This is a genomic window from Massilia arenae, from assembly GCF_008014745.1.
GTDB lineage: Bacteria > Pseudomonadota > Gammaproteobacteria > Burkholderiales > Burkholderiaceae_D > Telluria > Telluria arenae.
In genome coordinates this window covers 178,055-199,187 of sequence record NZ_VPFD01000002.1, presented here as the reverse complement: position 1 = coordinate 199,187, position 21,133 = coordinate 178,055, and the positions used below count along the sequence as shown (strand labels likewise).

The following is a 21,133-nucleotide window of genomic DNA, read 5'->3' as shown; positions in this document are numbered from 1 at the left end:
GCCACGAGCGAGCCAAGGAAGAACGGACGATGAAGCTCATCATCCTCGACCGCGATGGCGTGATCAACCACGATTCGCCGGACTTCATCAAGTCGCCGGCGGAGTGGACCCCGATCCCCGGCTCGCTCGAGGCGATCGCCCGCCTGAACCAGGCGGGCTACCGGGTCGTGATCGCGACCAACCAGTCGGGCATCGCGCGCGGCCTGTTCGACATCGCGACCCTGAACGCCATCCACGCCAAGCTGCATGCGGCGGCCCAGCTGGTGGGCGCCGACATCGACGCCATCTTCTTCTGCCCGCACGCGGCGATCGATGGCTGCGATTGCCGCAAGCCCAAGTCGGGCATGTTCGAAGAGATAGGCAAGCGTTTCAAGGTCAATCTCAAGGGCGTGCCTACCGTGGGCGACTCGCTGCGCGACCTGCAGGCAGGCTTCAACCGCGGCTGCACGCCCTACCTGGTGCTGACCGGGAAAGGCGAGAAGACCCAGGCCACCGGCGGCCTGCCGCCCGGCACCCAGGTGTTCCCGGACCTGGCATCGATGGTCGCTGCATTCCTCAAGCCGGGGGCTACTGGTGCAAGCGGCCCACAAGCTGCATAATCATAAAAAAGCCGTCATAAAAAAGTAGTCCTGCACTATCCAGAACCAGATCGATTTGTCCGGAGCCCCTTTGCGTAACTTCAGTTTGTTCCTGCGTTCCCTGCTGTTCACGGTCGTCATGATCGTCGCCACCGTCATCTGGGCCTGCCTCTGCTTCCTGGCGGCGCCGCTGTCGTACAACAAGCGTTTCTGGTTCACCTCGCGCTGGAACGTCTTCATCATCTGGTGCGCGCGCGTCATCTGCGGCATCCGCTACGAATTCAAGGGCTACGACAACCTGCCCGACGCGCCGGCCATCGTGCTCTCGAAGCACCAGTCGGCATGGGAAACGATTTTCCTGCTGCCCAATCTCACGCGGCCGCTGGTCTACGTCTTCAAGAAGGAAATCCTGTACATCCCCTTCTTCGGCTGGGCCATGGGCTTGCTGCGCATGATCCCGATCGACCGCAAGCAGGGCAAGAATGCCTTCGGCTCCGTCGTGCGCCACGGGAAGCGCCGCCTGGCCGACGGCCAGTGGATCATCATGTTCCCCGAAGGCACCCGCATCCCGGTCGGCCAGAAGGGCAAGTACAAAAGCGGCGGCACACGCCTGGCTGTGGAAACCCAAGCGGTGGTGGTGCCGATCGCGCATAATTCGGGCGAGTGCTGGCCCAAGAATTCATTCATCAAACGGCCCGGATTGATCACGGTCTCGATCGGCAAGCCGATCTCGCCCGAAGGCCATACCCCCGACAGCCTGATGGCAGAGGTAGAAAATTGGATAGAATCCGAAATGCGCGTCATTTCGCCCCACGCCTACAAAGGTGGTTGAGCGACGTCAGCGCCCAGATTCGTGAGTCGAGGCCACAGACCATGGCCTCGGCGAAGGTCGACGGCCACCAGTTGGAGTTGTTCGCGCAAGAATTCTTCGCGGCGCTGAGGCCTTCCGACAGGCCTCTCTCGCCCGCGCAGCCGCTGTTCAAGGCGCCGCCGGCGCCGCCCCGCATCAAGCTTCCCTCGCCGCCCGTCGGCCCGCAAGACCCTCCCCTGAAACGCATCAATCTCGGCCACCACACCATCGAGTACGCCCTGCGCCGATCAATGCGGCGCTCGATCGGCTTCACGATCGACGACGACGGCCTGCGCGTGACGGCGCCGCGCCGCGTGACGCTCGAAGAGATCGACAACGCGCTGCGCGCCAAGCAGCGCTGGATCGTCGCCAAGCTGCTCGAACGGGGAGAACGGCGCGACCAGCGCCAGCAGCGCCAGCCGGTCGAATGGAAGGTTGGCGCGCGCCTGCCCTACCTGGGCGGCGAGATCGTGCTGCGCCTCCAAGAAGCGGCGCGCAGCCACTGCCAGTTCGACGCCGCCAGCAATGAATTATGGATCGGCATGGTGCCGGGGCTGTCCGAATGGCAGCTCAAGGAAAGAGTAAAGCTCTGGTTCCAGGCCGAGGCCAAGCGCCTGTTCCGCGAGCGCCTGGACCATTTCGCGCCGCAGCTGGGCGTGGCCTACAGCAGCTTCACGCTGTCGTCGGCCGGCTCGCGCTGGGGCTCGTGCACGGTGGGCGGCAGCATTCGCCTCAACTGGCGCCTGATCCACTATCCGCTGGCGCTGATCGACTACGTGGTGGCGCACGAACTGGCCCACCTGCGCGAGATGAACCACAGCCCGGCGTTCTGGGCCACGGTGGGCGAGGTGTATCCGGATTACGACGGCGCGCGCCTGGCGTTGCGCCGCCGCTCGCACGAGATGCCGGTGTTGTTCGAGGAGTGACGGGGGTGATGCCAGTGGTACGCGCATAACTTAGGTTCCCGCCTCTGCGGGAACGACGTGGAGCGGTAGCGGACTACGGCTGTTCCCCAGCACCCTCACGCTTGAAACGTCGTTCCCGCGGAGGCGGGAACCTAAGTCTGCTCGCCAACCACCAGCACCAATCAGCGCAGCGCCAACTCGTGCCGCGCCGCCGCCAGCTCGCGCATGGTGGCAACCTGGCCCTCGGACAGGCAACGGAAGGGAATCGGCAAGGTGCCGCGCTTGAGCACCATCATGAAACCGCGCGAATAAGTGCGCACGGCGGCCACGTCGTCCCAGTCGATCAGGGTCACGCCGCCGCTGGTGCGCACGATGCCGTGTTCGTCGATGGTGAATTCATAGGTGCGCCGCCCGCGTCCGAGCAGGACGAAGTTCAGGGCCGCGCTGAAGGTGCTTTTCAGGCGCAGCAGCAGGCTGGCCGGCCAGCGCACGCGCCGGCGGCGGATCAGGAAGCCGCCATGCTGCCACATGAAACTGGTGTACTCGCGCAGCGTATAGCGCACGAAAAAGTGCAGCGCATCCAGAGGGAGCGCGACGTCGGCGCGCGGCGGCGCCGGGACTTCGGTCGGTGCTGCGGTCATGATGGCCTCCAGCGCCTCTGCCGCGTGTTCCTGGACCAATACAGCCACGGGCTTTCCATTACCGACTGGTCTCGGGCGATTCAACGACAACATGGCGCATCCCCTTTTGTTTTGTACCGTGCAGTTTTGAATGGTAACAAAACCTACCGGATATGCCGTTGCACGAGTTCAACAGTGCGCAGGGTCGCCCCGCGGTGGCGGCGGGCGAAGGCCAGCGCCTTTTCCCCCATCGCCACGCGCGCCGCGACGTCGCCCAGCAGGCGCACGGCCGCCGCCACCAGGGCCTCGGCGTCAGGCACCCGCAGCGCGGCGCCGTCGCCCACCGCCTCATTGGTGGCGTCGAGGAAGTTGAAGGTGTGCTCGCCCACCAGCACCGGCTTGCCCAGCGCGCAGGCTTCGATCAGGTTCTGGCCGCCCAGCGGTAGCAGGCTGCCGCCGATATAGGCGCAATCGCAGGCCGCGTAATAGGCGAACATCTCGCCCATCGAATCGCCCAGCAGCACGTCGGCGCCGTCCACGCCATGGTCGAGATCGAGCCGGGAGCGCCGCGCCAGCGTGAATCCGCGCGCCGCGACCAGCTCCGCGACCTCGTCGAAGCGCTGCGGATGGCGCGGCACGAGCGCCAAGAGCGCGCCGGACGGCTTGTCAGGCATCCGCTGCCAGGCGTCGAGAATCAGCGCCTCCTCGCCCTCGCGCGTGCTGGCGCACAGGAACACCGGCCGTTCGGGGCCGCCGGAACGGATGCGACTGCGCAGCCAGTCGCCCTTTTCCAGCGCCGCAGGCGGCGGCGTCACATCGAACTTGACGCTGCCGGTGACTACCACGTTCGGCGCGCCGAGCGAGCGGATGCGCTCGGCGTCGAGCTCGGTCTGGGCCGCGACCAGGGTGAAGCCGCGCGCCGCCTCCAGCATCACGGCGCCCGCCTTGCGGCCGCGCTTGAGGGATTTTTCGGACAGGCGGGCATTGGCCAGCACGATCGGCACCGCAAGCTGCTTGCAGGCGTGGATCAGGTTCGGCCAGACCTCGGTCTCCATCAGGATGCAGGCGCGCGGGCGATGGCGGCGCAGGAAGCGCCGCGTCATCGCGCCCGTGTCGTACGGCAGATAGCTTTGCACCACGCGCTCGCCATGATGCGCGAACAGGGATTTGCCGGTGGCGCGTCCGGTCGGCGTCATATGGGTCAGCAGGATGCGGCAGTCGGGATAGGCCGCCAGCAGCGCGTCGACCACCGGTTCGGCTGCGCGCGTCTCGCCGACCGAGACGGCGTGCACCATGATGGTGGGACGGTCGCCCGGCGCAGGGCCGTCCAGGGCCAGGCGTTCGCCCCAGTGGGCGCGGTAGCCCGGTTCCTTGCGGCCACGCCACCACAGCCGCCCCAGCACGGCCGGCATGGCCACCCACCACAGGGCGGAGTACAGCGTGCGGTTCATGCCGCGGCCAGCAGGCGGCGCGCGGCCGCCACCACCTCGTCGACGGACGGCGGCGTGCCCAGCTCGCCCAGGTTGACGATGCGCTCGGACCAGTTGCCCTCGGTCTTCCACTTCGGCGAATCGCAATAGATCTCGATCGTCGGCCGCACGAAGGCGGCGGCGATATGGGTCAGGCCGGTGTCGACGCCGACCGCGAGCCGCGCATGCTGGGCCAGGGTCACGGCGTCCATCATCGACAGCCTGGGCAGCACGCGCGCGTTCGGGATGCCAGCGGCCAGCGTTTCGGCATCGACGCGTTCGGCCTCGGAACCCCAGGGCAGCAGCACCGGCATCGGCGCGAGCGCCTTGCCGAGCGCGATCCAGTTGGCGTCCGCCCACTTCTTGGCGGCGCGCGCCGTACCGTGGAAGAACACCGCGTAGTCTTCCTGCGGCAGGAAGGCCGGCCGCGTCGACGCATCGGGCGCCGGCAGGCCGAAATCGGGCGCCGTATCGACCGGATAGTCGAGCGCCGCGCCGGCCACCAGCCGGCCACGCGCCACCGCATGGGTGCGCGGACTCAGGGGAATGCTGTCGGTATGGAAGATGCGCGAAATGCCTTCATAGCCCGAGCCTTCGCTGCCGTTGGCCAGGCCAACCTTCTTGCCACCTTTGCGCACGCGCGCGGCGCCCATGATGATGCCGGTCTTGAGCAGGCCCTGGGTGTCGAACACATAGTCGTATTCTTCCTCGCGCAGGGTGCGAAAGAAGCCGCGGATCTCGGCGCGCGTTTCCTTCTTGCCCAGGCTCTTGCGCCAGCGCCGCAGCGCCCACGGGATCACCTTGCGCACGTTCGGGTTCAGGCGCACCAGGCTGACGTAGCCCTCTTCGACCACCCAGTCGACCGTGGCGCCCGGATGGCGGCGCAGCAGGTCGGCCACCATCGGCAGGTTGTGCAGCACGTCGCCCAGGGACGACACCCGCACCAGCAGGATCTTCAAGCGATCACCTCAAAACGGCAGATCGGCATCGGGCTTGGCCGCCAGGATCACGCTCTTGAATTCGGCCTGGATGCGCGCCAGCGCTTCCGGATTCTCGCCTTCGAAGCGCAGCACCACGACCGGGGTCGTGTTCGACGAACGCGCCAGGCCAAAGCCGTCCGCGTACTCGACGCGCAGGCCGTCGATGTCGTTGATCTTTTCCGAAGTCGGGAATGTGGCGTCGCGGCGCAGCTGGTCGATCAAGGTGAAATTCTCGCCCTCCTGCAGGTGCAGGTGCAGTTCCGGGGTGCTGCTGGCGATCGGCAGGCCGTTGAGCAGCGCCGACGGGTTCTGCCCTTTCGTCAGGATTTCGAGCATGCGCGCGCCGGCGTACAGGCCGTCGTCGAAGCCGTACCAGCGGTCCTTGAAGAAGATGTGGCCGCTCATCTCGCCGCCCAGCGGGGCGCCGGTTTCCTTCAGCTTGGCCTTGACCAGCGAGTGGCCGGTCTTCCACATCAGCGGCTTGCCGCCGTTCTTCTCGATGTAGGGCGCCAGGTGGCGGGTGCACTTGACGTCGTACAGGATCTCGGCGCCGGGATTGCGCGACAGGACGTCGGCTGCGAACAGCATCATCTGGCGGTCCGGGAAGATGATCTGGCCATCCTTGGTGACCAGGCCCAGGCGGTCGCCGTCGCCGTCGAAGGCCAGGCCGATCTCGGCGTCGGTCTCTTGCAGCGCGCGGATCACGTCCTGCAGGTTCTCGGGGTGGGCCGGGTCCGGGTGGTGGTTCGGGAAGGTGCCGTCGACGTCGCAGAACAGCTCGACGACCTCGGCGCCCATGCGGGTGAACAGCTCGGGCGCGAAGGCGCCGGCGACGCCGTTGCCGCAGTCGACCACGATCTTGATCGGGCGCGCCAGCTTGACGTCGCCGACGATGCGCTCGATGTAGGCGGCGCGGATGTCGTGGGTGCCGTAGCCGCCGCGCTGGTCGGCGATCTTGCCGTCATAGGCGGCAATGCTGTCGTGCAGGCCGGTGATGGCGTCGCCATAGATCGCCTCGCCCGCCATCACCATCTTGAAGCCGTTGTAGTCGGGCGGGTTGTGGCTGCCGGTGACCATGATGCCCGAGCGGGTTTCAAGGACGTTGGTGCCGAAATAGACCATCGGCGTGGCGACCATGCCCAGGTCGATCACGTCGACGCCAGCGTCGCGCAAACCGTCGCTCAGGGCGGCGCTCAGCTCCGGACCCGACAGGCGGCCGTCGCGGCCGATCACGACCTTGCGCTCGCCCTTGGCCAGCGCGGCGGCGCCGAAGGCACGGCCGATGTGGCGCGCGATGCCCGCATCCAGGGTCTTGCCGATGATGCCGCGAATATCATAGGCCTTGAAAATCGTTTTCGAGAGAGCAACCATGTTCTTCCTTGGAATTCTTGAGGGGCATGCACCGGTCACTGGATCGACCGTGGTCATCGCCGGATGTTGGAGGAATGATAAAAAATTGCTTGCTATTGTACCGGCAAGCGCTGGCGTCGTGGGGTTGGCGCGCGGAGGATTGGCGGAGAGCGGACGGCGTGGAAAGCGCCCGGTGCCTGGTGGAATGCTGCTACCGCCTGCGTTGCGGAAGTGAGGTTCCGCAACGCAGGGGAAATACGGTCAGACGCGCAGATCGTCGATCGACTTACCGCCTTCGACCCATTCCTTGACCCACTTCGGCTGGCGGCCGCGGCCGGTCCACTGCAGGTTGGAATCGTCTGGGTGGCGATAACGCACGGCGACGGTGGCGCCTTTCGAACCGCGGCCGGTAGCGGCCATCAGGTCTTTCAACGGCACGCCGACGCTTTGGGCGATGGCCAGGATTTGCTCGCGTGCTTTTTGCACTTCCTGGACTTCACGCTTCTTCATCTCCTGCTTGATTTGCTCTTGCAGATTACGCAAATCGCCCAGCGACATATTCGACAGATCCATCATCGTTCCTTTGTTCGTTAAATATTAAATGCAGATTCAGCAATTACTGAATCTAGTGAATTCTCACTAATTCTCGCAATATAATACATCAATAAACCAGGACTAGTCCTTCTTGCTTAAAAAAAGCCAGCGCGGGGACTTGAATCGAACAATACGGCCATACAACCAGAGGTAACTGATTATGAACAACAAACAGAAGAACATCAGGGTCGTTGTGTTTTTCCAGAACACCGTTGCCGGTATCACGGCCAGCAGTGAAAACAGCCATAAATAAGGAGAGGTCCGCGCATTGCGCTTCATCAATGCCCGTGCTTCGCGCGGCCCCACTGTCCATTGCACGATACGGCGGAATATCAAACTGTGCAGGTGAATACCATCCGGCATCGCCGGCGACTTACCGCGCACAAACATGCGCCGATAAGCGGAGAATATCGTTTCGAAAGCCGGATAAATCAGTAACAGCGCCGCATACCAGGTCGACACCCCGGGATTGCGCATCACCAGCAACAGCGCCAGCTCGCCCAGCAGGAAACCGATGAAATAGGCGCCGCCGTCGCCCAGGAAGATCAGCCCCACCGGATAGTTCCAGATCAGGAAGCCGGCGGTGGCGCCGGCCACGATCAGGGCCGCCACCAGCACGAACATATCGCCCACCTGCAGCGCCACGTAGGACAGCGACAGCAGCATGAAGATGCTGATCACGCCCGCCAGGCCATTGAAGCCGTCGATGATGTTGATGGCGTTGGCGATGCCCGCCACCGCCAGCATCGTCAGCGGCAGCACGATCCACAGCGCCTCGATCGGCACCACGGCCCAGGGCAGGTCGATCCGGCCGACGCGCGCGTCGAGCAGCCAGTAGCCGAGCGCCGCCGCGATCATCGTCAGCGCCAGCCGGCGCAGCGGGGAAACGCGGCCGGTGTAATCCTCGGCGATGCCGCCGGCGAGCGCGATCGTGGCGCAGGTAATCAGGGTGGCGAGCCACGCCATCATTTGCGGCTCGCGCAGGATCGATATCCCGGACGCCACTACCACTGCGAGAAAAATAGGAATGCCGCCGATACGCGCGACCGCGTGCGAGTGCGCTTTCTGCACGCCGCCAAAATCGCCATCGAGCCCCAGCCCATGTTTTCGCGCGGTCTTGATAACAAGCAGCGTCAGCAATGCGGAGGAAAGGAAGCTCACGAAAAACGAGAACATTATTGTTTTCTTTCGATGCCTGTATGTGGAGCCTCGGGCAGCAGCGCCTGGCAAATGCAACGTCCAGTGCATGCTATTCGCGGGGGAAAGCCGCGCAGTAAGCCGTATTCATTGTACCGGAATGGATGGGCATTTCCGGGCGCACGTATTTAACATGCCCGCAGCGCTCGCCTGCAGTGTTGGAACCGAGTCAAAAAATGTCGATGCGCACGCATTTCGCACACGAGGCAGGTGCGGGGTTCTACAAGCGCGGACCGGACGACAGCGGCGGCGAGTAAAATCATTTAGTATCCGCGAACGCAACAGCTTTACAGGCCGATCTCAAAAACATGAAAACCTATGCCATTGGCGACCTCCAGGGTTGCGCGCACGAAGCGCAACTTCTCCTCGACCGAATCTTCGAGACGGCGGGCCCCGATGCGCGCATCCTGTTCGTGGGAGACCTGATCAATCGCGGCCCCGATTCGCTCACCGCGCTGCGGCGCATGAAGGCCTTATCGGAATCGAGCGGCGGGCACATCGAAGCCCTGCTCGGCAACCACGACCTGCACCTGATCGCGGTGGCGGCCGGCGTCCAGCGCCTGGGCCGCTCCGACACCCTCGACGAGATCCTGGCCGCGCCCGATCGCGACGACCTGATCGCCTGGCTGCGCCAGCGTCCGCTGGCGATGTTCGTCGACGCCCACCTGCTGGTGCACGCCGGCGTGGCGCCGCAATGGGACGCGCGCCAGACCATGGCGCTGGCCGGCGAAGTCGAAGCCGCGCTGCGCGGCGAGGGCTGGATCGGGTTCCTGGGCGCGATGTACGGCAACCATCCGGACCGCTGGGACGATGGCCTGGTGGGCATCGACCGCCTGCGCTGCATCGTCAACGCCCTCACCCGCATGCGCCTGTGCGCGCCGGACGGCACGATGGACTTCAAGCACAAGGAAAGCGATGCCGGCCCGGCCGGCTCCGGCCTCCTGCCCTGGTTCGAGCTGCCGCAGCGGCAGACCCAGGACGTGACGGTGGTGTTCGGCCACTGGTCGGCGCTGGGCCTGGTGCAGCGGCCGAACCTGATCGGTCTCGATAGCGGCTGCGTGTGGGGCGGCAAGCTGACGGCGGTCTGCCTGGACGACCGCACGCTATTGCAGGTGGATTGTCCCGAGTACCGGGAACACGGCGGCAAGAAGCGCTAGACGCGCACCGCGGCCGCCACCGCCTCCTGCGCCGCCAGCGCCAGCTCGCGCCGGTGCGCGCCGCTGCTCTCCAGCGGCGCCAGACAGGCCAGGCGCGCCGTCACCGGCGGGCCCTGCAGGATCCTGAACAGGCTGTCGACGAAGGTGGTGTCGCCGATGTACTCGATCGACGGATGGTGCCGACCGGCGGCATCGACATAGGCCAGCGCATACGGCTGCACCGGCACGCCGGCATCGATCGCGGCCTCGAACAGGTTGGCGTGGAAGGGCAGTACCGCGCCCTGCAGGCCGGTCGTCCCTTCCGGGAACAGGGCGACCCGCTCCCCTTTTTGCAGCACCTCGACCAGTCCCTTGAACACGTGGCGCAGCTCGCGCCGGTTGCCGCGCGCGATGAACACGGTGCCGGCGCCGGCCGCCAGCCAGCCCATCACCGGCCAGGAACGGATCTCGGCCTTGGCCACGAAGCGGCACGGGTCGAGGGCGTTGATGACGAAGATGTCGAGCCAGGACACGTGGTTGGCGACGACCAGCGCGTGCTCGAGCGCGGGCACGCCGCCGCGGTGCGCGACCTCGACCCGGCACAGGCGCAGCAGGCGGCGCGACCAGCCGCGCGTCAGGCGCATGCGCAGCGGGGACGAAGCGAAAGGGAATACGAGCGCGCAGGTCGCCAGGCCCTCGCACAGGTGGACGACGACGCGCGCGAGGCGCCAGGCTAGGCGAATTTTCAAGATGCGGAGAAGGCGAAGGACGGAAGCTTCATGCGAGGCTTGCCGTCCGGTGTGAGTCAGCGCTGGTACGCCACGCGGCCGCGCACGATGGTGGCCCTGACCTGTCCGGCCAGTTCGTAGCCGAGGAAAGGCGTGTGCTTGCCCTGGCTGGCCAGGGTCTTGCCCTCCACCTTCCAGCGCGCGTTTGGATCGAACAGCACCACGTCGGCGGCGGCGCCGACGCCCAGGGTGCCGGCCGGCAGGCCGGCGATGCGGGCCGCTTCATGCGTGATGCGGCCGAGCGCCACGGCCAGCGCCTTGTCAGCATCCTGCTGGTCCTCGGCCCACTTGAGCGTGAGGCTGAGCAGCAGTTCCAGGCCGGTGGCGCCGGGCGAGGCTTCGCCGAACGGCAGCAGCTTCTCGTCGTCGTCGACCGGGGTGTGGTCGGAGCAGACCGCGTCCACGGTGCCGTCCAGCACGGCCGCACGGATCGCGTCGCGGTCGCGCTGCGAGCGCAGCGGCGGGGTCAGGCGCGCGTTGGAATCGAAGAAGCCGATGTCGGCGTCGGTCATGTGCAGGTGGTGCACGCCGACGTCGGCGCTGACGTCCAGGCCTTCCTTCTTGGCGGCGCGGATCAGCTCGAGGCCGGCGGCGGACGAGATGCGGCACAGGTGCACGCGCGCGCCGGTGGCGCGCATCAGTTCGAAGATCGTGTGCAGCGCGATGGTCTCGGACATCACCGGCACGCCCGACAGGCCCAGGCGCGACGCCAGCGGGCCGCTATGGGCCACGCCGCCGCGGCCGATGTGGGCGTCCTGCGGACGCAGCCACACGGTGTAGCCGAAGGTCTTGGCGTACTGCATGGCGCGCAGCAGCACGGTGGTGTCCAGGACCGGTTCCTCGGCCTGGGCGAAGCCGATGCAGCCGGCTTCGGTCAGTTCGGCCATCTCGGTCAGCGCCTGGCCCTTCAGGCCCACGGTCAGCGCGCCCAGCGGGTGCACATTGGCCTGGTCGAGCATGCGCGCGCGGTGCTTGAGCATCTCGACCAGGCCCGGTTCGTCCAGCACCGGATCGGTGTCGGGCGGGCACACGAGCGTGGTCACGCCGCCTTGCATCGCAGCCTGCAGCTCGGATTCGAGCGTGGCCTTGTATTCGTAGCCCGGCTCGCGCAGGCGCGCCGACAGGTCGACCAGGCCGGGGGCGACCACCAGGCCCGCCGCATCGATGGCCTGGTCGGCGGTGAAGCCCGCAGGCGCGGTGCCGAGGGCCGCGATCTTGCCGTCGACGATGAACAGGTCTTGCGCTGCGTCGATGCCGTTCGCCGGGTCGATCACTCGCCCGTTCTTGATATGAAGTTTCATGCGTGGGTTCCTGCCAAAATGCTCATCACCGCCATCCGTACCGCGATCCCGAAAGTCACCTGCGGCAGGATCACCGCCTGGGCGCCGTCTGCCACCGCCGAGTCGATCTCGACGCCGCGGTTCATCGGGCCCGGGTGCATCACGATCGCGTCCGGTTTCGCCAGCGCCAGGCGCTCCGGCGTCAGGCCATAGCTCTTGAAGTATTCCTGGGCCGACGGCAGCAGCGCGCCGCTCATGCGCTCGTTCTGCAGGCGCAGCATGATGATGACGTCGACGTCCTTCAACCCTTCATCCATATTGGTGAAGGTACGAACACCCATCTGATCTAGACCACCCGGCAGCAGCGTGTGCGGGCCAATGGCGCGCACTTCGGGCACGCCCAGCGTGGTCAGCGCATGGATGTCCGAGCGCGCCACGCGGCTGTGCAGGATGTCGCCGACGATGGCCACGCGCAGGTTCGTAAAATCTTTCTTGTAGTGCCGGATCGTGTACATGTCCAGCAGACCCTGGGTCGGGTGGGCGTGGCGGCCGTCGCCGGCGTTGACCACGTGCACGTCGGAGCGGGTGCGGTTCAGGTGCTGGGCGATCATGTAGGGCGCGCCCGATTGCGCGTGGCGCACCACGAACATATCGGCGTGCATCGCGGCCAGGTTGTCGATGGTGTCGAGCAGCGACTCGCCCTTGGTGGTCGACGAGGCCTGGATGTTCAGGTTGATGACGTCGGCCGACAGGCGCTTCGAGGCGATTTCGAAGGTGGTGCGGGTGCGCGTTGAGTTTTCGAAGAACAGGTTGAACACGCTCTTGCCGCGCATGAGCGGGACTTTCTTGACTTCGCGGTCGGAGATGCCGACGAAGCTCGATGCGGTGTCGAGGATGTGGTCGATGTGCGACTTCTTGAGTCCCTCGATAGTGAGCAGGTGTTGCAGCTCGCCGTTCTTGTTCAGTTGCGGATTATTGTGCAGGGTCGGCATTGTCTTCTTCGATGGTCAGCGAGAGTTGGCCTGTTTCGTCGCGCTGCAGGCACAGCGACTGGTTTGCCGCGAGCGACACGCGGGTGCCGACGAAATCGGCCGCCACCGGCAGCTCACGCCCGCCGCGGTCGGCCAGCGCGGCCAGTTTGATGCAGGCCGGGCGACCGTAGTCGAACAGCACATTGATCGCGGCGCGCGTGGTGCGGCCGGTCTGCAGCACGTCATCGACCAGCACCACCGTGGCGCCGTCGACGGCGAAGCGGATGTGGGTCGGTTTGACGTCAGGGTGCAGGCCCTTGCGCGCATAGTCGTCGCGGTAGAACGATACGTCGATCGAGCCCAGGCGGGCGGTGAGATCGAGGTCGCGCGCCAGGCGTTCGGCCAGCCAGGCGCCGCCGGAATGGATGCCGACGATCGCGGCGTCGGACACGCCGCCCAGGCCTGCGCGGACCTGGGCCAGCAGCTCGCGGTAGAGCGCTTCGGCATCTAAATCAAGATTAGTTGTGGACATGAGCGTCAAAGTATTGTTGCAAAATAATGGCGGCCGCCTTGTCGTCGATGACGTCGCCGCGCTTGCTTGCGATCACGGCCGACGAATAGCGCTCGTCGACCAGCTCGACCGGCAGGTTGAAGCGGCCATGCAATTGATTGGCGAAGCGGCGGCTGCGCAGGGTCATGTCGTGCTCGGCGCCATCGGGATGGCGCGGCTCGCCCACCACCAGGCGCGCCGGCGACCACTCGGCGATCAGCTCGCCGATGATCTTGAAGCGGGTGGCGTTGTCGATGGCGGCAATGACGCGCAGCGGCTGTGCCTGCCCAGTCAGGGTGTTGCCCATGGCGATGCCGATCCGCTTGACGCCAAAGTCGAAGCCAAGAACGATGTCAACCATGCTGGTACGTCAGGTCAAGCATGGCCGGCTTCGGTAGCGAGCATGAAGGGATCGATCCCCAGCAGTTTGATGGCGGCGTTGTAGCGTTCCTCGATCGGCAGGTCGAACAGCACGCGCGCGTCGGCGCCCACCGTCAGCCAGCCGTTGCGCGAGAGTTCTTCTTCGAGCTGGCCGGGACTCCAGCCGGCGTAGCCGATCGAGACCAGCATGCGCGCGGGACCGCCGCCGCTGGCGACGGCTTCGAGCACGTCGATCGAGGTCGTGAAGGCGACGTCATCGGTGACGTTGAGGGACGAGGAATAGCGGCCGCCCGGCGAATGCAGCACGAAGCCGCGGTCGTCCTGGACCGGCCCGCCGAACATGATCGGCTCGTCCACCACGGTCGCGCGCAGGCCTTCGGCCAGCTTCAGGTCGACGCGGTCGAACAGCGTTTCCATCGTCATGTCGGTCGGCTTGTTGATGACCACGCCCAGCACGCCCTTGTCGTTGTGCTCGCACACATAAACGACGGTGCCGCCGAAAATCGGGTCCTGGATCGATGGCATGGCGATCAGGAAGTGGTTCGCAAGATTGAGCCCGGATGCTGCCGGACCCGCCTTGGCGAGTGTGTCATCCTGCTCCCGGGGCATACCCGGCATCGGTAGAGTTTTGCCAACTTTGGTTTTTTTCATACGGATACTCTCAAAAGGCGCACTCTTGCGTTAAAACATGATCGACTGCCAACGTTCTGCAGCACAACGTTACGCTTTTCCCTAGTTTACACCCATTTGGCCGCAGGACCCTCGGAACCATCACGACGCGCACACCACGATCCGATCCTAGACAGTAAAATCTGCTCCCGCCTTGACCCTGCACACAGTGATGAATTTGAGCAAGTCTTTAGTCTGGTTCCGGCGCGACCTGCGCGCATTCGACCACGCCGCGCTGCACCACGCCTTGCGCTGTTCGCAACAGGTGTTCTGTGTCTTCGTGTATGACACCGACATCCTCGACGGCTTACCGCGCGACGATCGGCGCCTGCGTTTCATTCACGCCAGCCTGGCCAGCCTGGATGAGGAATTGCGTCGTCTTGGAGGCTACCTCATCGTGCGCCATGGCAGCGCCCGGGATGAGGTTCTTGCGCTGGCGACTGCACTCGATATTGACGCAGTATATGCCTGTACCGACTATGAACCGGCAGCGATCGCGCGCGATACCGACGTGGCGCAGCAGCTGGCGGCGCAAGGCCGCGCCTTTCACTCGTACAAGGACCAGGTCATCTTCGAGAAGGATGAAGTGCTGACCCTGGCGGGACAGCCGTACTCGGTGTTTACGCCCTATAAGAACGCCTGGCTCAAGCGGCTGGCGGCGCATCCCGAGACGCTGGCGGCGTATCCGGTCGACGCCTATGCGCATGCGTTTGCGCCGTCCGCGTCACCTTCCGCGTCACCCTCCGCGTTGCCGACGCTGGAAGACATCGGCTTCGAGTCCGGCGAAGCGCCGCTGCCGGCCGGGATGGACGGGGCCGAAGCGCTGTTCGAGGCCTTCGTGGAAGACATCGCCGACTATGGCCGCGCGCGCGATTTCCCGGCCGAGGATGGCACGTCGCGGTTGTCGACCCACCTGCGCTTCGGCACCACCTCGATCCGCCACCTGGTGCGCACAGCCCAGCAATTGATGCTGTCGGGCGCGGGCGGCAGCGGCGCCTCGGTATGGCTGTCCGAACTCATCTGGCGCGATTTCTATGCGATGGTGCTGTCCCAGAATCCGCACGTGGTCGAGCGCTCCTTCAAGCCGGCCTTCGACGCGGTGCAGTGGGACGACGATCCGGACGCCGATGCGTTGTTTGCCGCCTGGTGCGAGGGCCGCACCGGCTATCCGCTGGTCGATGCCGCCATGGTGCAGCTGAACACCACCGGTTTCATGCACAACCGGTTGCGCATGGTGACGGCCAGTTTTCTCACCAAGGACCTCGGCATCGACTGGCGCCGCGGCGAGCGCTATTTCGCCCTGAAGCTGAACGACTACGAGCTGGCCTCGAACAACGGCGGCTGGCAATGGGCGGCGTCGACCGGCTGCGATGCCCAGCCCTGGTTCAGGATCTTCAATCCGGTGACGCAATCGACGCGCTTCGACGCGCGCGGGCAATTCATCCGGCGCTACCTGCCGCAACTGGCGAAGCTCGACGGCAAGCAGATCCACGCACCATGGCTGGTCAAGCCGGAAGCGCTGGCCGAGCACGGCGTGGTGCTGGGCCAGGATTATCCGGCGCCAGTCGTGGACCACGACGCGGCGCGCAGGCGCACGCTGGAGCGGTTTGCAGTGGTGAAAAAAGCCGTCAGCGTTTGAGCAGCTCTTCGATCGCCGCCAGCAGCACCGGCTCCTGATACGGCTTGCCGTAATAGGCATTCACGCCCAACCCCAGCGCCACGTTGCGGTGCTTGTCCGCCGTGCGCGAGGTGATCATGACGATCGGGATGTCTTTCGTGGCCTCGTTGCCGCGCACATTGCGCGTCAGATCGTAACCGTCCATGCGCGGCATCTCGATATCGACCAGCATCAGGTCGGGCGCGCCCTGCGCAATGAGTTCGAGCGCCTCGACGCCGTCCTTGGCCAGCTGCACCCGATAGCCTTCGCGCTCCAGCAGGCGCTGGGTCACGCGGCGCACCGTGAGCGAGTCGTCGACCACCATCACAGTCGGGCGCCGCACCTGACGCGCCACGTCCTTCTTCACCTGGGCGGCGGCCTGCGGCTGCTGCGCCAGCGCCAGCGGATCGAGGATCAGGACGATCTCGCCCGAGCCCAGCACCGTCGCACCGGCGATGCCCGGCACCCGCGACAGCTGCGGGCCGATGTTCTTGACCACCACCTCACGGTTGCCCAGCACCTCGTCCACGCGCAGCGCGATGCGGCTCGCGCCGCCGTTCAGCACCAGCACCGGCGTCGAGCGCTGGCTGGATGTCCGCTCGTCCTCGTCTTCGCCCAGCAGGCCGGGCAAGGCATGCAGCGCCAGCGTCGCGCCGGCCAGGGAAATAGTGCCGGCCTCGATCGCCGCCGCCAGGTCCAGCGCGCGCACCTGCTCCACCCGCTCGACCAGAGTCGACGGCACCGCATGCGTGCGCCCGCCGGCCGTCACCAGCACCACCTGGGCGACAGCGAGTGTCAACGGCAGCGTGATCGTGAAGCGCGCGCCCTGACCCGGCTCGGACACGACGGCCACGCGTCCGCCCAGCGCCTGGGCTTCGGAACGCACCACGTCCATGCCGACGCCGCGGCCGGCCAGCTCGGTCAGCGTGTCCGCCGTCGAGAAGCCGGGCTCGAAAATCAGTTCCGTCACGTCCTGGTCGGAGGCGTCTTCGCCACCCTCCAGCAGGCCGTTGGCCTGCGCCTTGGCGCGGATGCGCTCCAGGTCCAGGCCGGCGCCGTCGTCGCCGAACACGATCATGACTTCGTTGCCGTGCTGGCTGACCTGCACCAGCAATTCTCCCGTCTCGGCCTTGCCCGCCTCCTGGCGCGCCGCGCGCGGCTCGATGCCGTGCACGATCGCGTTTCGCAGCAGGTGTTCGAAGGGAGCGGCCATCTGTTCCAGCACGCCGCGGTCGATTTCCACGGCGCCGCCGCGGATGTCGAGGTTGACGCGCTTGTCGGTTTCCTTGGCGGTCTGGCGCGCGACGCGGAACAGGCGTTCCGACAGGCTGGCAAACGGCACCATGCGCACCCGCATCAGGTCGCGCTGCAGGTCGCGCGTCATGCGCGCCTGGCTGGCCAGTTCCTCGTTGGCGCCGTCGACCGTGCGCGCCAGGCTTTCCTGGAACGAGGCGACGTCGTCGACGCTCTCGGCCAGCATGCGCGTCAGTTCCTGCAGGCGCGTGAAGCGGTCGAATTCGAGCGGATCGAATTCGCGCTCGCCCGAGATCGACAGCTTCGAGGCGATCTGCGATTCGGCCTGCATCTCGATCTCGCGCAGCTGGCGCCGCAGGCGCGCCACGTTGTCCGAGAAGTCGCCCAGCGAACCCTTGAGCGCGCCCATCTGGTTTTCCAGGCGCGAGCGCGTGATCGACACCTCGCCGGCCTGGTTCACCACGCGGTCGAGGATGTCGGCGCGCACCCGCACCAGCGGCGAACGGACCGGCTCGGCCGGCGGCGGCGCGTGTGCCTGCGCCCGCTCCGGTGCGGCTTGAGCCTGGGCCGGTTGCTGCAAGGCCTCGAACAGCAGCATCGCCGCGTCGTAGTTGGCCAGCAGCTCGTCGAAGGCGGTGGCCGGCAAGGTGGACGTGCCGGCGTGGACCATGTTCTCGATCTGGGTTTCCAGCTCGTGCGCGTGCTGGCCCAGGCGCATCGCGCCGGCCATGCGCGCGCTGCCCTTGACCGTGTGCAGGTCGCGCTGCATGCCCTGCGCGATCGCGGTATTGGTCGGCTCTTGCTGCCACTGGCGCAGGTCGTGGCCGATGCGCGGCAGCAGGTCCGCCGCCTCTTCCAGGAACACCGGCAGCAGGTCGGGGTCGATCTCGTCGGCAAAGCTGGCGCCGACCAGTTCGGGCTCAGGCTCCGGTTCGGCCTCTGGCATGGGTTCCGCGGCCGCTTCAACCAGCACCGCTTCGTCAGGGGTGACGGCCACAAAATCGGCTGGCGGCGCGGCGAAGGCATCGTCGAGGAAGGAATCGAACAGGTCGTCGACGTCGTCCGTCACGGCCGGTTTCGGCGCAGCCTCTGGCGCCTGGCGCGCTTCGAATGCGGGCGGCGCGGCCAGCAACTGCTCGTAGGCGGCCGCGAACAGCGCGTCGAGCTGGCTGGCCAGGGCCGGATCGGCCTCGCCATACAAGGCGGCCGCCTGCTGGCTGGCCAGGCGCTCGCGCAGCGCCGCCAGCTGTTCCACCAGGTCGGGCTGGCCGGGGGCCAGCTCGCCCAGGGTGAACACCTGCAGCATGGTGCGCATGCGCGACAGGGTCGCATCGAACAGCTCGAACTGGGCGTCCTCGAGCTTCGTGCCCGGCGCCGCCAGCTTCTCGAGCGTCGTCTCCAGCTCGTGCGCGAGGTCGCGCAGGGCACCGTAGCCGACCGTGGCGGAGGTGCCGGACAAGGTATGCGCCGCCATCACCGCGTCCTGCACCAGCTGTTTGTCCAGGCCGCGGCGCAGCGCGTCGAAAGCCTGCTCCAGGGTGGCGCACAGGGTCTCGGTTTCGCCCAGGTAGACGTCGTGCAAGGCCTGCGGGATGGCCAGGTCGCCGACGCGCTTCACGCCATCGTCGCCCGGCATCGCCAAAGGCTCGTCGAGCAGCGGAATGTCGTCGAGCGCCGGCGCTTCGATGATATCGTCCAGCACCAGTGGCTCATCGCCCAGCGGCTCGAACGGTCCGCCCTCCTGCACCCGCGCGGCAGCCTCGATCAGCGCCGCGCCATCACGGTCCGGCGTGCGGCCGGCGGCCAGCTCGGCCACCCAGGCATCGAGTTCGGCATAGGCATGGGCCAGCAGGGCCAGCAGGTCGGCGGTGGCCGAACGGCCGTCGGCCAGCCACACGTTCATCACCCGTTCGATGGCGGCGGCGGTGGCGGCGAAGGCCTCCAGGTCCACCATGCGGCTGCTGCCCTTGAGCGTATGGAAGGCGCGGCGCAACTGGGTCAGGATTTCCTGGTTGGACGGCTCGTCGGCCGCGCGCGGCAGCGTCTCGACCACGAAGGCCAGCACTTCCTGCGCCTCGGCGATGAAGATGCCGAGCAGTTCGGCGTCGACGCCGTTCGCGATCTCCTCCGCCGACTCGGCCACCTGCTCGGCCTCAGCCGGCGCCTCGACGAACTCGAACGGCAGCTCGCGCAGCAGCAGCTTGTCGAGGTCGAAGGTGAAGCGGCCGCGCGCGGCCTCGGCGTCCTGGGCCAGCAGGTCGGCAAAGAAACCGAGCGCGCCGATATTCTGGGCGATATTGTGCAGCGAGGCGTGCTGGTTGGTCACATCGGCCTGGCTGGCGGCCAAGGCGCGCACCGCTTCCTCGACGTGGCGCACGGCCTGCACCGCCTGGTCCTGGTCGAGGATGGCGAACGCCCCCTGCAACTGGTGCAGGATCGGCGCCGCCTGTTCGAGCACCTGGCGCTTGCCTGGGTCGTCGTAGTAATCGTCGAGCAGCTTCTCGATCTGGCGCAGGCCGGCCTTGACCTCGTTCGCCAGCACGGCCACGGTCTGGCCTTGCTGGATCTGGCGCGCCAGCTCGCCCTGCCAGTGCGGGGCGTCGGGCGGCGTCTCGCCGGCGGCCAGCGCCAGCAGGCGCGCGCCGACGGCTTCGGCATTCTCCGAGAAATCGTCGGGCAGCTGGCGCAGCTGGTCCAGGCCGTTCTCGACGAACAGCATGGCGGCCGCCATCTCGAGCCCGAACTGGTCGTCGCGGCCCGACTGCACCGAGTCGCTCGCCGCGCGGCCCAGTTCGCGCAGCAGCTGGGCCAGCGCGGGGGCGCCCAGCTTTTCGCTGGCGCCAGCCAGGCGCGCCAGCGCGTCGTTGAAGTCGCTCTCGACCTGGGCGTCGGGCTTGCCCTCGCCGGCGATGCGGTCCCAGTCCGACTTGGTGCGCGCCAGCGCTTCGCGCGCCTCTTGCAGCGCTTGCGGATCGAGCTTGCCGTAACGGCGCTCGGCATAGTCGGGCGGCACGGCGCCATCCAGGCCCAGGGCCTGGCGCAACGCGCGCGCCTCGGGTCCCGGTTCGCGCGCGGCGGCGATGAAGAACAGCGCATCGCGCAGCATCGCTTCCGGCGCGTCCGTCTCGCCCTTCACCAGGCGCCGCAATTGCAGGTTGACCTGGCCGAACAGCTGCTTGATATAGAGATCGCTCTCGACCTGGCCGTCGGCCACCACGGTGGCGAAGGCATGCATCGCCTGCCAGAACAGGCGCACGCGCGGCTCGTCCTGTGTCGCTGCGATCGGCGCGATCGCGGCCACCAGGTCGGCGGCGTGTATCTGGCGCCCGGCGTCGTCCTCGGCCTTCAGGTAGGGTAACAAGGCTTTTTCGAATCGACCACGGCAGGCCGCGACGTCAAGCCCGCCGTCACCTTCCGGCGCGGGCAAATCGGGTACCGCCGACAGGTCGAGCGGCATCAGGTCGGAAGGATGCACCTTGCGCTCGCCCTGGCGCTCGACCATGTCGCGGTAATACGGGAACAGGCGCGCCGGCTGTTGCGGCATGCCGGCCAGCAGTTCGTCGAGGTATTCGCCGAGCGCCCCGAAGGCGTCCAGCACCACCTGCACGCTATCCACGGTGCACGGCAGTTCCCCATTCTTGAAGCGATCGAGCACCGCCTCGGCCGCGCCGGTGTACACCCCGACACCCTCGACGTCGACCAGTTGCAGGGCGCCGTGCGCCTGGTGCAGGTGGGTCTTGGCGTGCAGCAGCAGGGTCGGCTGGGCCTCCGGCGAACGTCCGGCGGCCTCGCGCAAGGCGGTGGAGGCGCGCGCCAGGGCGTCGCGGATTTCGCCGATAACCCAGGACAGCGGGCCGGTGTCGAAGCTGGAACGTTGCAAGGTCGGACTCGGGGTAGCCATGGG

The 21,133-nt window shown here is 66.7% G+C and carries 18 protein-coding genes; 5 read left to right on the top strand and 13 right to left on the bottom strand.

Going from position 1 to position 21,133, the window contains the following annotated elements:
- The first annotated feature begins 29 nt into the window (after nucleotides 1-29).
- The 3 genes from gmhB (at nucleotide 30) to FVD38_RS02305 (ending at nucleotide 2,354) form a co-directional block, all read left to right on the top strand.
- Nucleotides 30-599: a D-glycero-beta-D-manno-heptose 1,7-bisphosphate 7-phosphatase gene (gmhB, locus tag FVD38_RS02315; protein ID WP_123072065.1), complete on the top strand. Its 570-nt coding sequence runs from the start codon at nucleotides 30-32 to the stop codon at nucleotides 597-599.
- A gap of 70 nt (nucleotides 600-669) precedes the next feature.
- A complete protein-coding gene (locus FVD38_RS02310) occupies nucleotides 670-1,410 on the top strand; it encodes a lysophospholipid acyltransferase family protein (RefSeq protein WP_147933351.1) in 741 nt (246 codons plus the stop codon).
- A gap of 41 nt (nucleotides 1,411-1,451) precedes the next feature.
- Nucleotides 1,452-2,354 (top strand): M48 family metallopeptidase, encoded by a 903-nt coding sequence (locus FVD38_RS02305; RefSeq protein WP_147933350.1) that lies wholly within the window; start codon nucleotides 1,452-1,454, stop codon nucleotides 2,352-2,354.
- 161 nt (nucleotides 2,355-2,515) lie between these two features.
- On the opposite strand, the gene FVD38_RS02300 is transcribed toward FVD38_RS02305, so the two are convergent.
- The 6 genes from FVD38_RS02300 to FVD38_RS02275 all read right to left on the bottom strand — a co-directional run bounded on the left by FVD38_RS02300 (nucleotide 2,516) and on the right by FVD38_RS02275 (nucleotide 8,522).
- Nucleotides 2,516-3,022 (bottom strand): YcxB family protein, encoded by a 507-nt coding sequence (locus FVD38_RS02300; RefSeq protein WP_229493351.1) that lies wholly within the window; start codon nucleotides 3,020-3,022, stop codon nucleotides 2,516-2,518.
- Between the two features lie 95 nt (nucleotides 3,023-3,117).
- A complete protein-coding gene (waaA, locus tag FVD38_RS02295; RefSeq protein WP_147933348.1) occupies nucleotides 3,118-4,404 on the bottom strand; it encodes a lipid IV(A) 3-deoxy-D-manno-octulosonic acid transferase in 1,287 nt (428 codons plus the stop codon).
- Nucleotides 4,401-5,381 carry a lipopolysaccharide heptosyltransferase I gene (gene waaC, locus FVD38_RS02290; protein WP_147933347.1) on the bottom strand — a complete coding sequence of 327 codons (981 nt, stop codon included), beginning with the start codon at nucleotides 5,379-5,381 and terminating at the stop codon, nucleotides 4,401-4,403. The genes waaA and waaC overlap by 4 nt, the downstream gene beginning before the upstream one ends.
- A 9-nt stretch (nucleotides 5,382-5,390) precedes the next feature.
- Nucleotides 5,391-6,773 carry a phosphomannomutase/phosphoglucomutase gene (locus FVD38_RS02285; RefSeq protein WP_147933346.1) on the bottom strand — a complete coding sequence of 461 codons (1,383 nt, stop codon included), beginning with the start codon at nucleotides 6,771-6,773 and terminating at the stop codon, nucleotides 5,391-5,393.
- 240 nt (nucleotides 6,774-7,013) lie between these two features.
- A complete protein-coding gene (locus FVD38_RS02280) occupies nucleotides 7,014-7,325 on the bottom strand; it encodes an H-NS histone family protein (RefSeq protein ID WP_109348056.1) in 312 nt (103 codons plus the stop codon).
- 102 nt (nucleotides 7,326-7,427) lie between these two features.
- Entirely contained in the window at nucleotides 7,428-8,522 is a 1,095-nt protein-coding gene (locus FVD38_RS02275; protein WP_147933345.1) for an MraY family glycosyltransferase, read from the bottom strand.
- A gap of 329 nt (nucleotides 8,523-8,851) precedes the next feature.
- Between FVD38_RS02275 and FVD38_RS02270 the strand changes: the two genes are divergently transcribed.
- The gene (locus FVD38_RS02270) at nucleotides 8,852-9,700 is read left to right on the top strand and encodes a symmetrical bis(5'-nucleosyl)-tetraphosphatase (RefSeq protein ID WP_147933344.1); all 849 of its coding nucleotides are present in this window, start codon (nucleotides 8,852-8,854) and stop codon (nucleotides 9,698-9,700) included.
- On the opposite strand, the gene FVD38_RS02265 is transcribed toward FVD38_RS02270, so the two are convergent.
- Genes FVD38_RS02265 through FVD38_RS02240 form a run of 6 tightly spaced genes read right to left on the bottom strand, consistent with a single transcriptional unit; the run spans nucleotide 9,697 to nucleotide 14,258 of the window.
- The gene (locus FVD38_RS02265) at nucleotides 9,697-10,428 is read right to left on the bottom strand and encodes a lysophospholipid acyltransferase family protein (RefSeq protein WP_147933343.1); all 732 of its coding nucleotides are present in this window, start codon (nucleotides 10,426-10,428) and stop codon (nucleotides 9,697-9,699) included. The two genes, FVD38_RS02270 and FVD38_RS02265, sit on opposite strands and share 4 nt — an antisense overlap.
- Before the next feature lie 56 nt (nucleotides 10,429-10,484).
- Complete coding sequence (locus FVD38_RS02260) at nucleotides 10,485-11,768, bottom strand: dihydroorotase (RefSeq protein WP_147933342.1); 1,284 nt, start codon at nucleotides 11,766-11,768, stop codon at nucleotides 10,485-10,487.
- On the bottom strand, nucleotides 11,765-12,739 hold the full coding sequence (locus FVD38_RS02255) for an aspartate carbamoyltransferase catalytic subunit (RefSeq protein ID WP_147933341.1): 975 nt from the start codon (nucleotides 12,737-12,739) through the stop codon (nucleotides 11,765-11,767). Before FVD38_RS02255 ends, FVD38_RS02260 begins: the two co-directional genes overlap by 4 nt.
- Complete coding sequence (pyrR, locus tag FVD38_RS02250; RefSeq protein WP_147933340.1) at nucleotides 12,720-13,250, bottom strand: bifunctional pyr operon transcriptional regulator/uracil phosphoribosyltransferase PyrR; 531 nt, start codon at nucleotides 13,248-13,250, stop codon at nucleotides 12,720-12,722. Before pyrR ends, FVD38_RS02255 begins: the two co-directional genes overlap by 20 nt.
- On the bottom strand, nucleotides 13,237-13,629 hold the full coding sequence (ruvX, locus tag FVD38_RS02245) for a Holliday junction resolvase RuvX (protein WP_147933339.1): 393 nt from the start codon (nucleotides 13,627-13,629) through the stop codon (nucleotides 13,237-13,239). The genes pyrR and ruvX overlap by 14 nt, the downstream gene beginning before the upstream one ends.
- A gap of 14 nt (nucleotides 13,630-13,643) precedes the next feature.
- Entirely contained in the window at nucleotides 13,644-14,258 is a 615-nt protein-coding gene (locus FVD38_RS02240) for a YqgE/AlgH family protein (protein WP_123072064.1), read from the bottom strand.
- 232 nt (nucleotides 14,259-14,490) lie between these two features.
- Here FVD38_RS02240 and FVD38_RS02235 point away from each other — a divergent pair, with 232 nt between their 5' ends.
- Nucleotides 14,491-15,957 (top strand): cryptochrome/photolyase family protein, encoded by a 1,467-nt coding sequence (locus FVD38_RS02235; RefSeq protein WP_147933338.1) that lies wholly within the window; start codon nucleotides 14,491-14,493, stop codon nucleotides 15,955-15,957.
- Here the strand turns inward: FVD38_RS02235 and FVD38_RS02230 are convergent.
- On the bottom strand, nucleotides 15,947-21,130 hold the full coding sequence (locus FVD38_RS02230) for an Hpt domain-containing protein (RefSeq protein WP_147933337.1): 5,184 nt from the start codon (nucleotides 21,128-21,130) through the stop codon (nucleotides 15,947-15,949). The genes FVD38_RS02235 and FVD38_RS02230 overlap by 11 nt on opposite strands.
- Between the last annotated feature and the right edge of the window lie 3 nt (nucleotides 21,131-21,133).

Excerpts from the sequence above, each read along its gene's own strand:
- FVD38_RS02285 (WP_147933346.1), bottom strand. The coding sequence starts at position 6,773 with ATGGTTGCTCTCTCGAAAACGATTTTCAAGGCCTATGATATTCGCGGC.
- FVD38_RS02260 (WP_147933342.1), bottom strand. The coding sequence starts at position 11,768 with ATGAAACTTCATATCAAGAACGGGCGAGTGATCGACCCGGCGAACGGC.
- FVD38_RS02305 (WP_147933350.1), top strand. The coding sequence starts at position 1,452 with ATGGCCTCGGCGAAGGTCGACGGCCACCAGTTGGAGTTGTTCGCGCAA.
- gmhB (WP_123072065.1), top strand. The coding sequence starts at position 30 with ATGAAGCTCATCATCCTCGACCGCGATGGCGTGATCAACCACGATTCG.
- FVD38_RS02275 (WP_147933345.1), bottom strand. The coding sequence starts at position 8,522 with ATGTTCTCGTTTTTCGTGAGCTTCCTTTCCTCCGCATTGCTGACGCTG.
- waaA (WP_147933348.1), bottom strand. The coding sequence starts at position 4,404 with ATGAACCGCACGCTGTACTCCGCCCTGTGGTGGGTGGCCATGCCGGCC.
- FVD38_RS02240 (WP_123072064.1), bottom strand. The coding sequence starts at position 14,258 with ATGCCCCGGGAGCAGGATGACACACTCGCCAAGGCGGGTCCGGCAGCA.
- FVD38_RS02270 (WP_147933344.1), top strand. The coding sequence starts at position 8,852 with ATGAAAACCTATGCCATTGGCGACCTCCAGGGTTGCGCGCACGAAGCG.
- ruvX (WP_147933339.1), bottom strand. The coding sequence starts at position 13,629 with ATGGTTGACATCGTTCTTGGCTTCGACTTTGGCGTCAAGCGGATCGGC.
- pyrR (WP_147933340.1), bottom strand. The coding sequence starts at position 13,250 with ATGTCCACAACTAATCTTGATTTAGATGCCGAAGCGCTCTACCGCGAG.
- FVD38_RS02235 (WP_147933338.1), top strand. The coding sequence starts at position 14,491 with ATGAATTTGAGCAAGTCTTTAGTCTGGTTCCGGCGCGACCTGCGCGCA.
- FVD38_RS02255 (WP_147933341.1), bottom strand. The coding sequence starts at position 12,739 with ATGCCGACCCTGCACAATAATCCGCAACTGAACAAGAACGGCGAGCTG.
- FVD38_RS02230 (WP_147933337.1), bottom strand. The coding sequence starts at position 21,130 with ATGGCTACCCCGAGTCCGACCTTGCAACGTTCCAGCTTCGACACCGGC.
- FVD38_RS02280 (WP_109348056.1), bottom strand. The coding sequence starts at position 7,325 with ATGGATCTGTCGAATATGTCGCTGGGCGATTTGCGTAATCTGCAAGAG.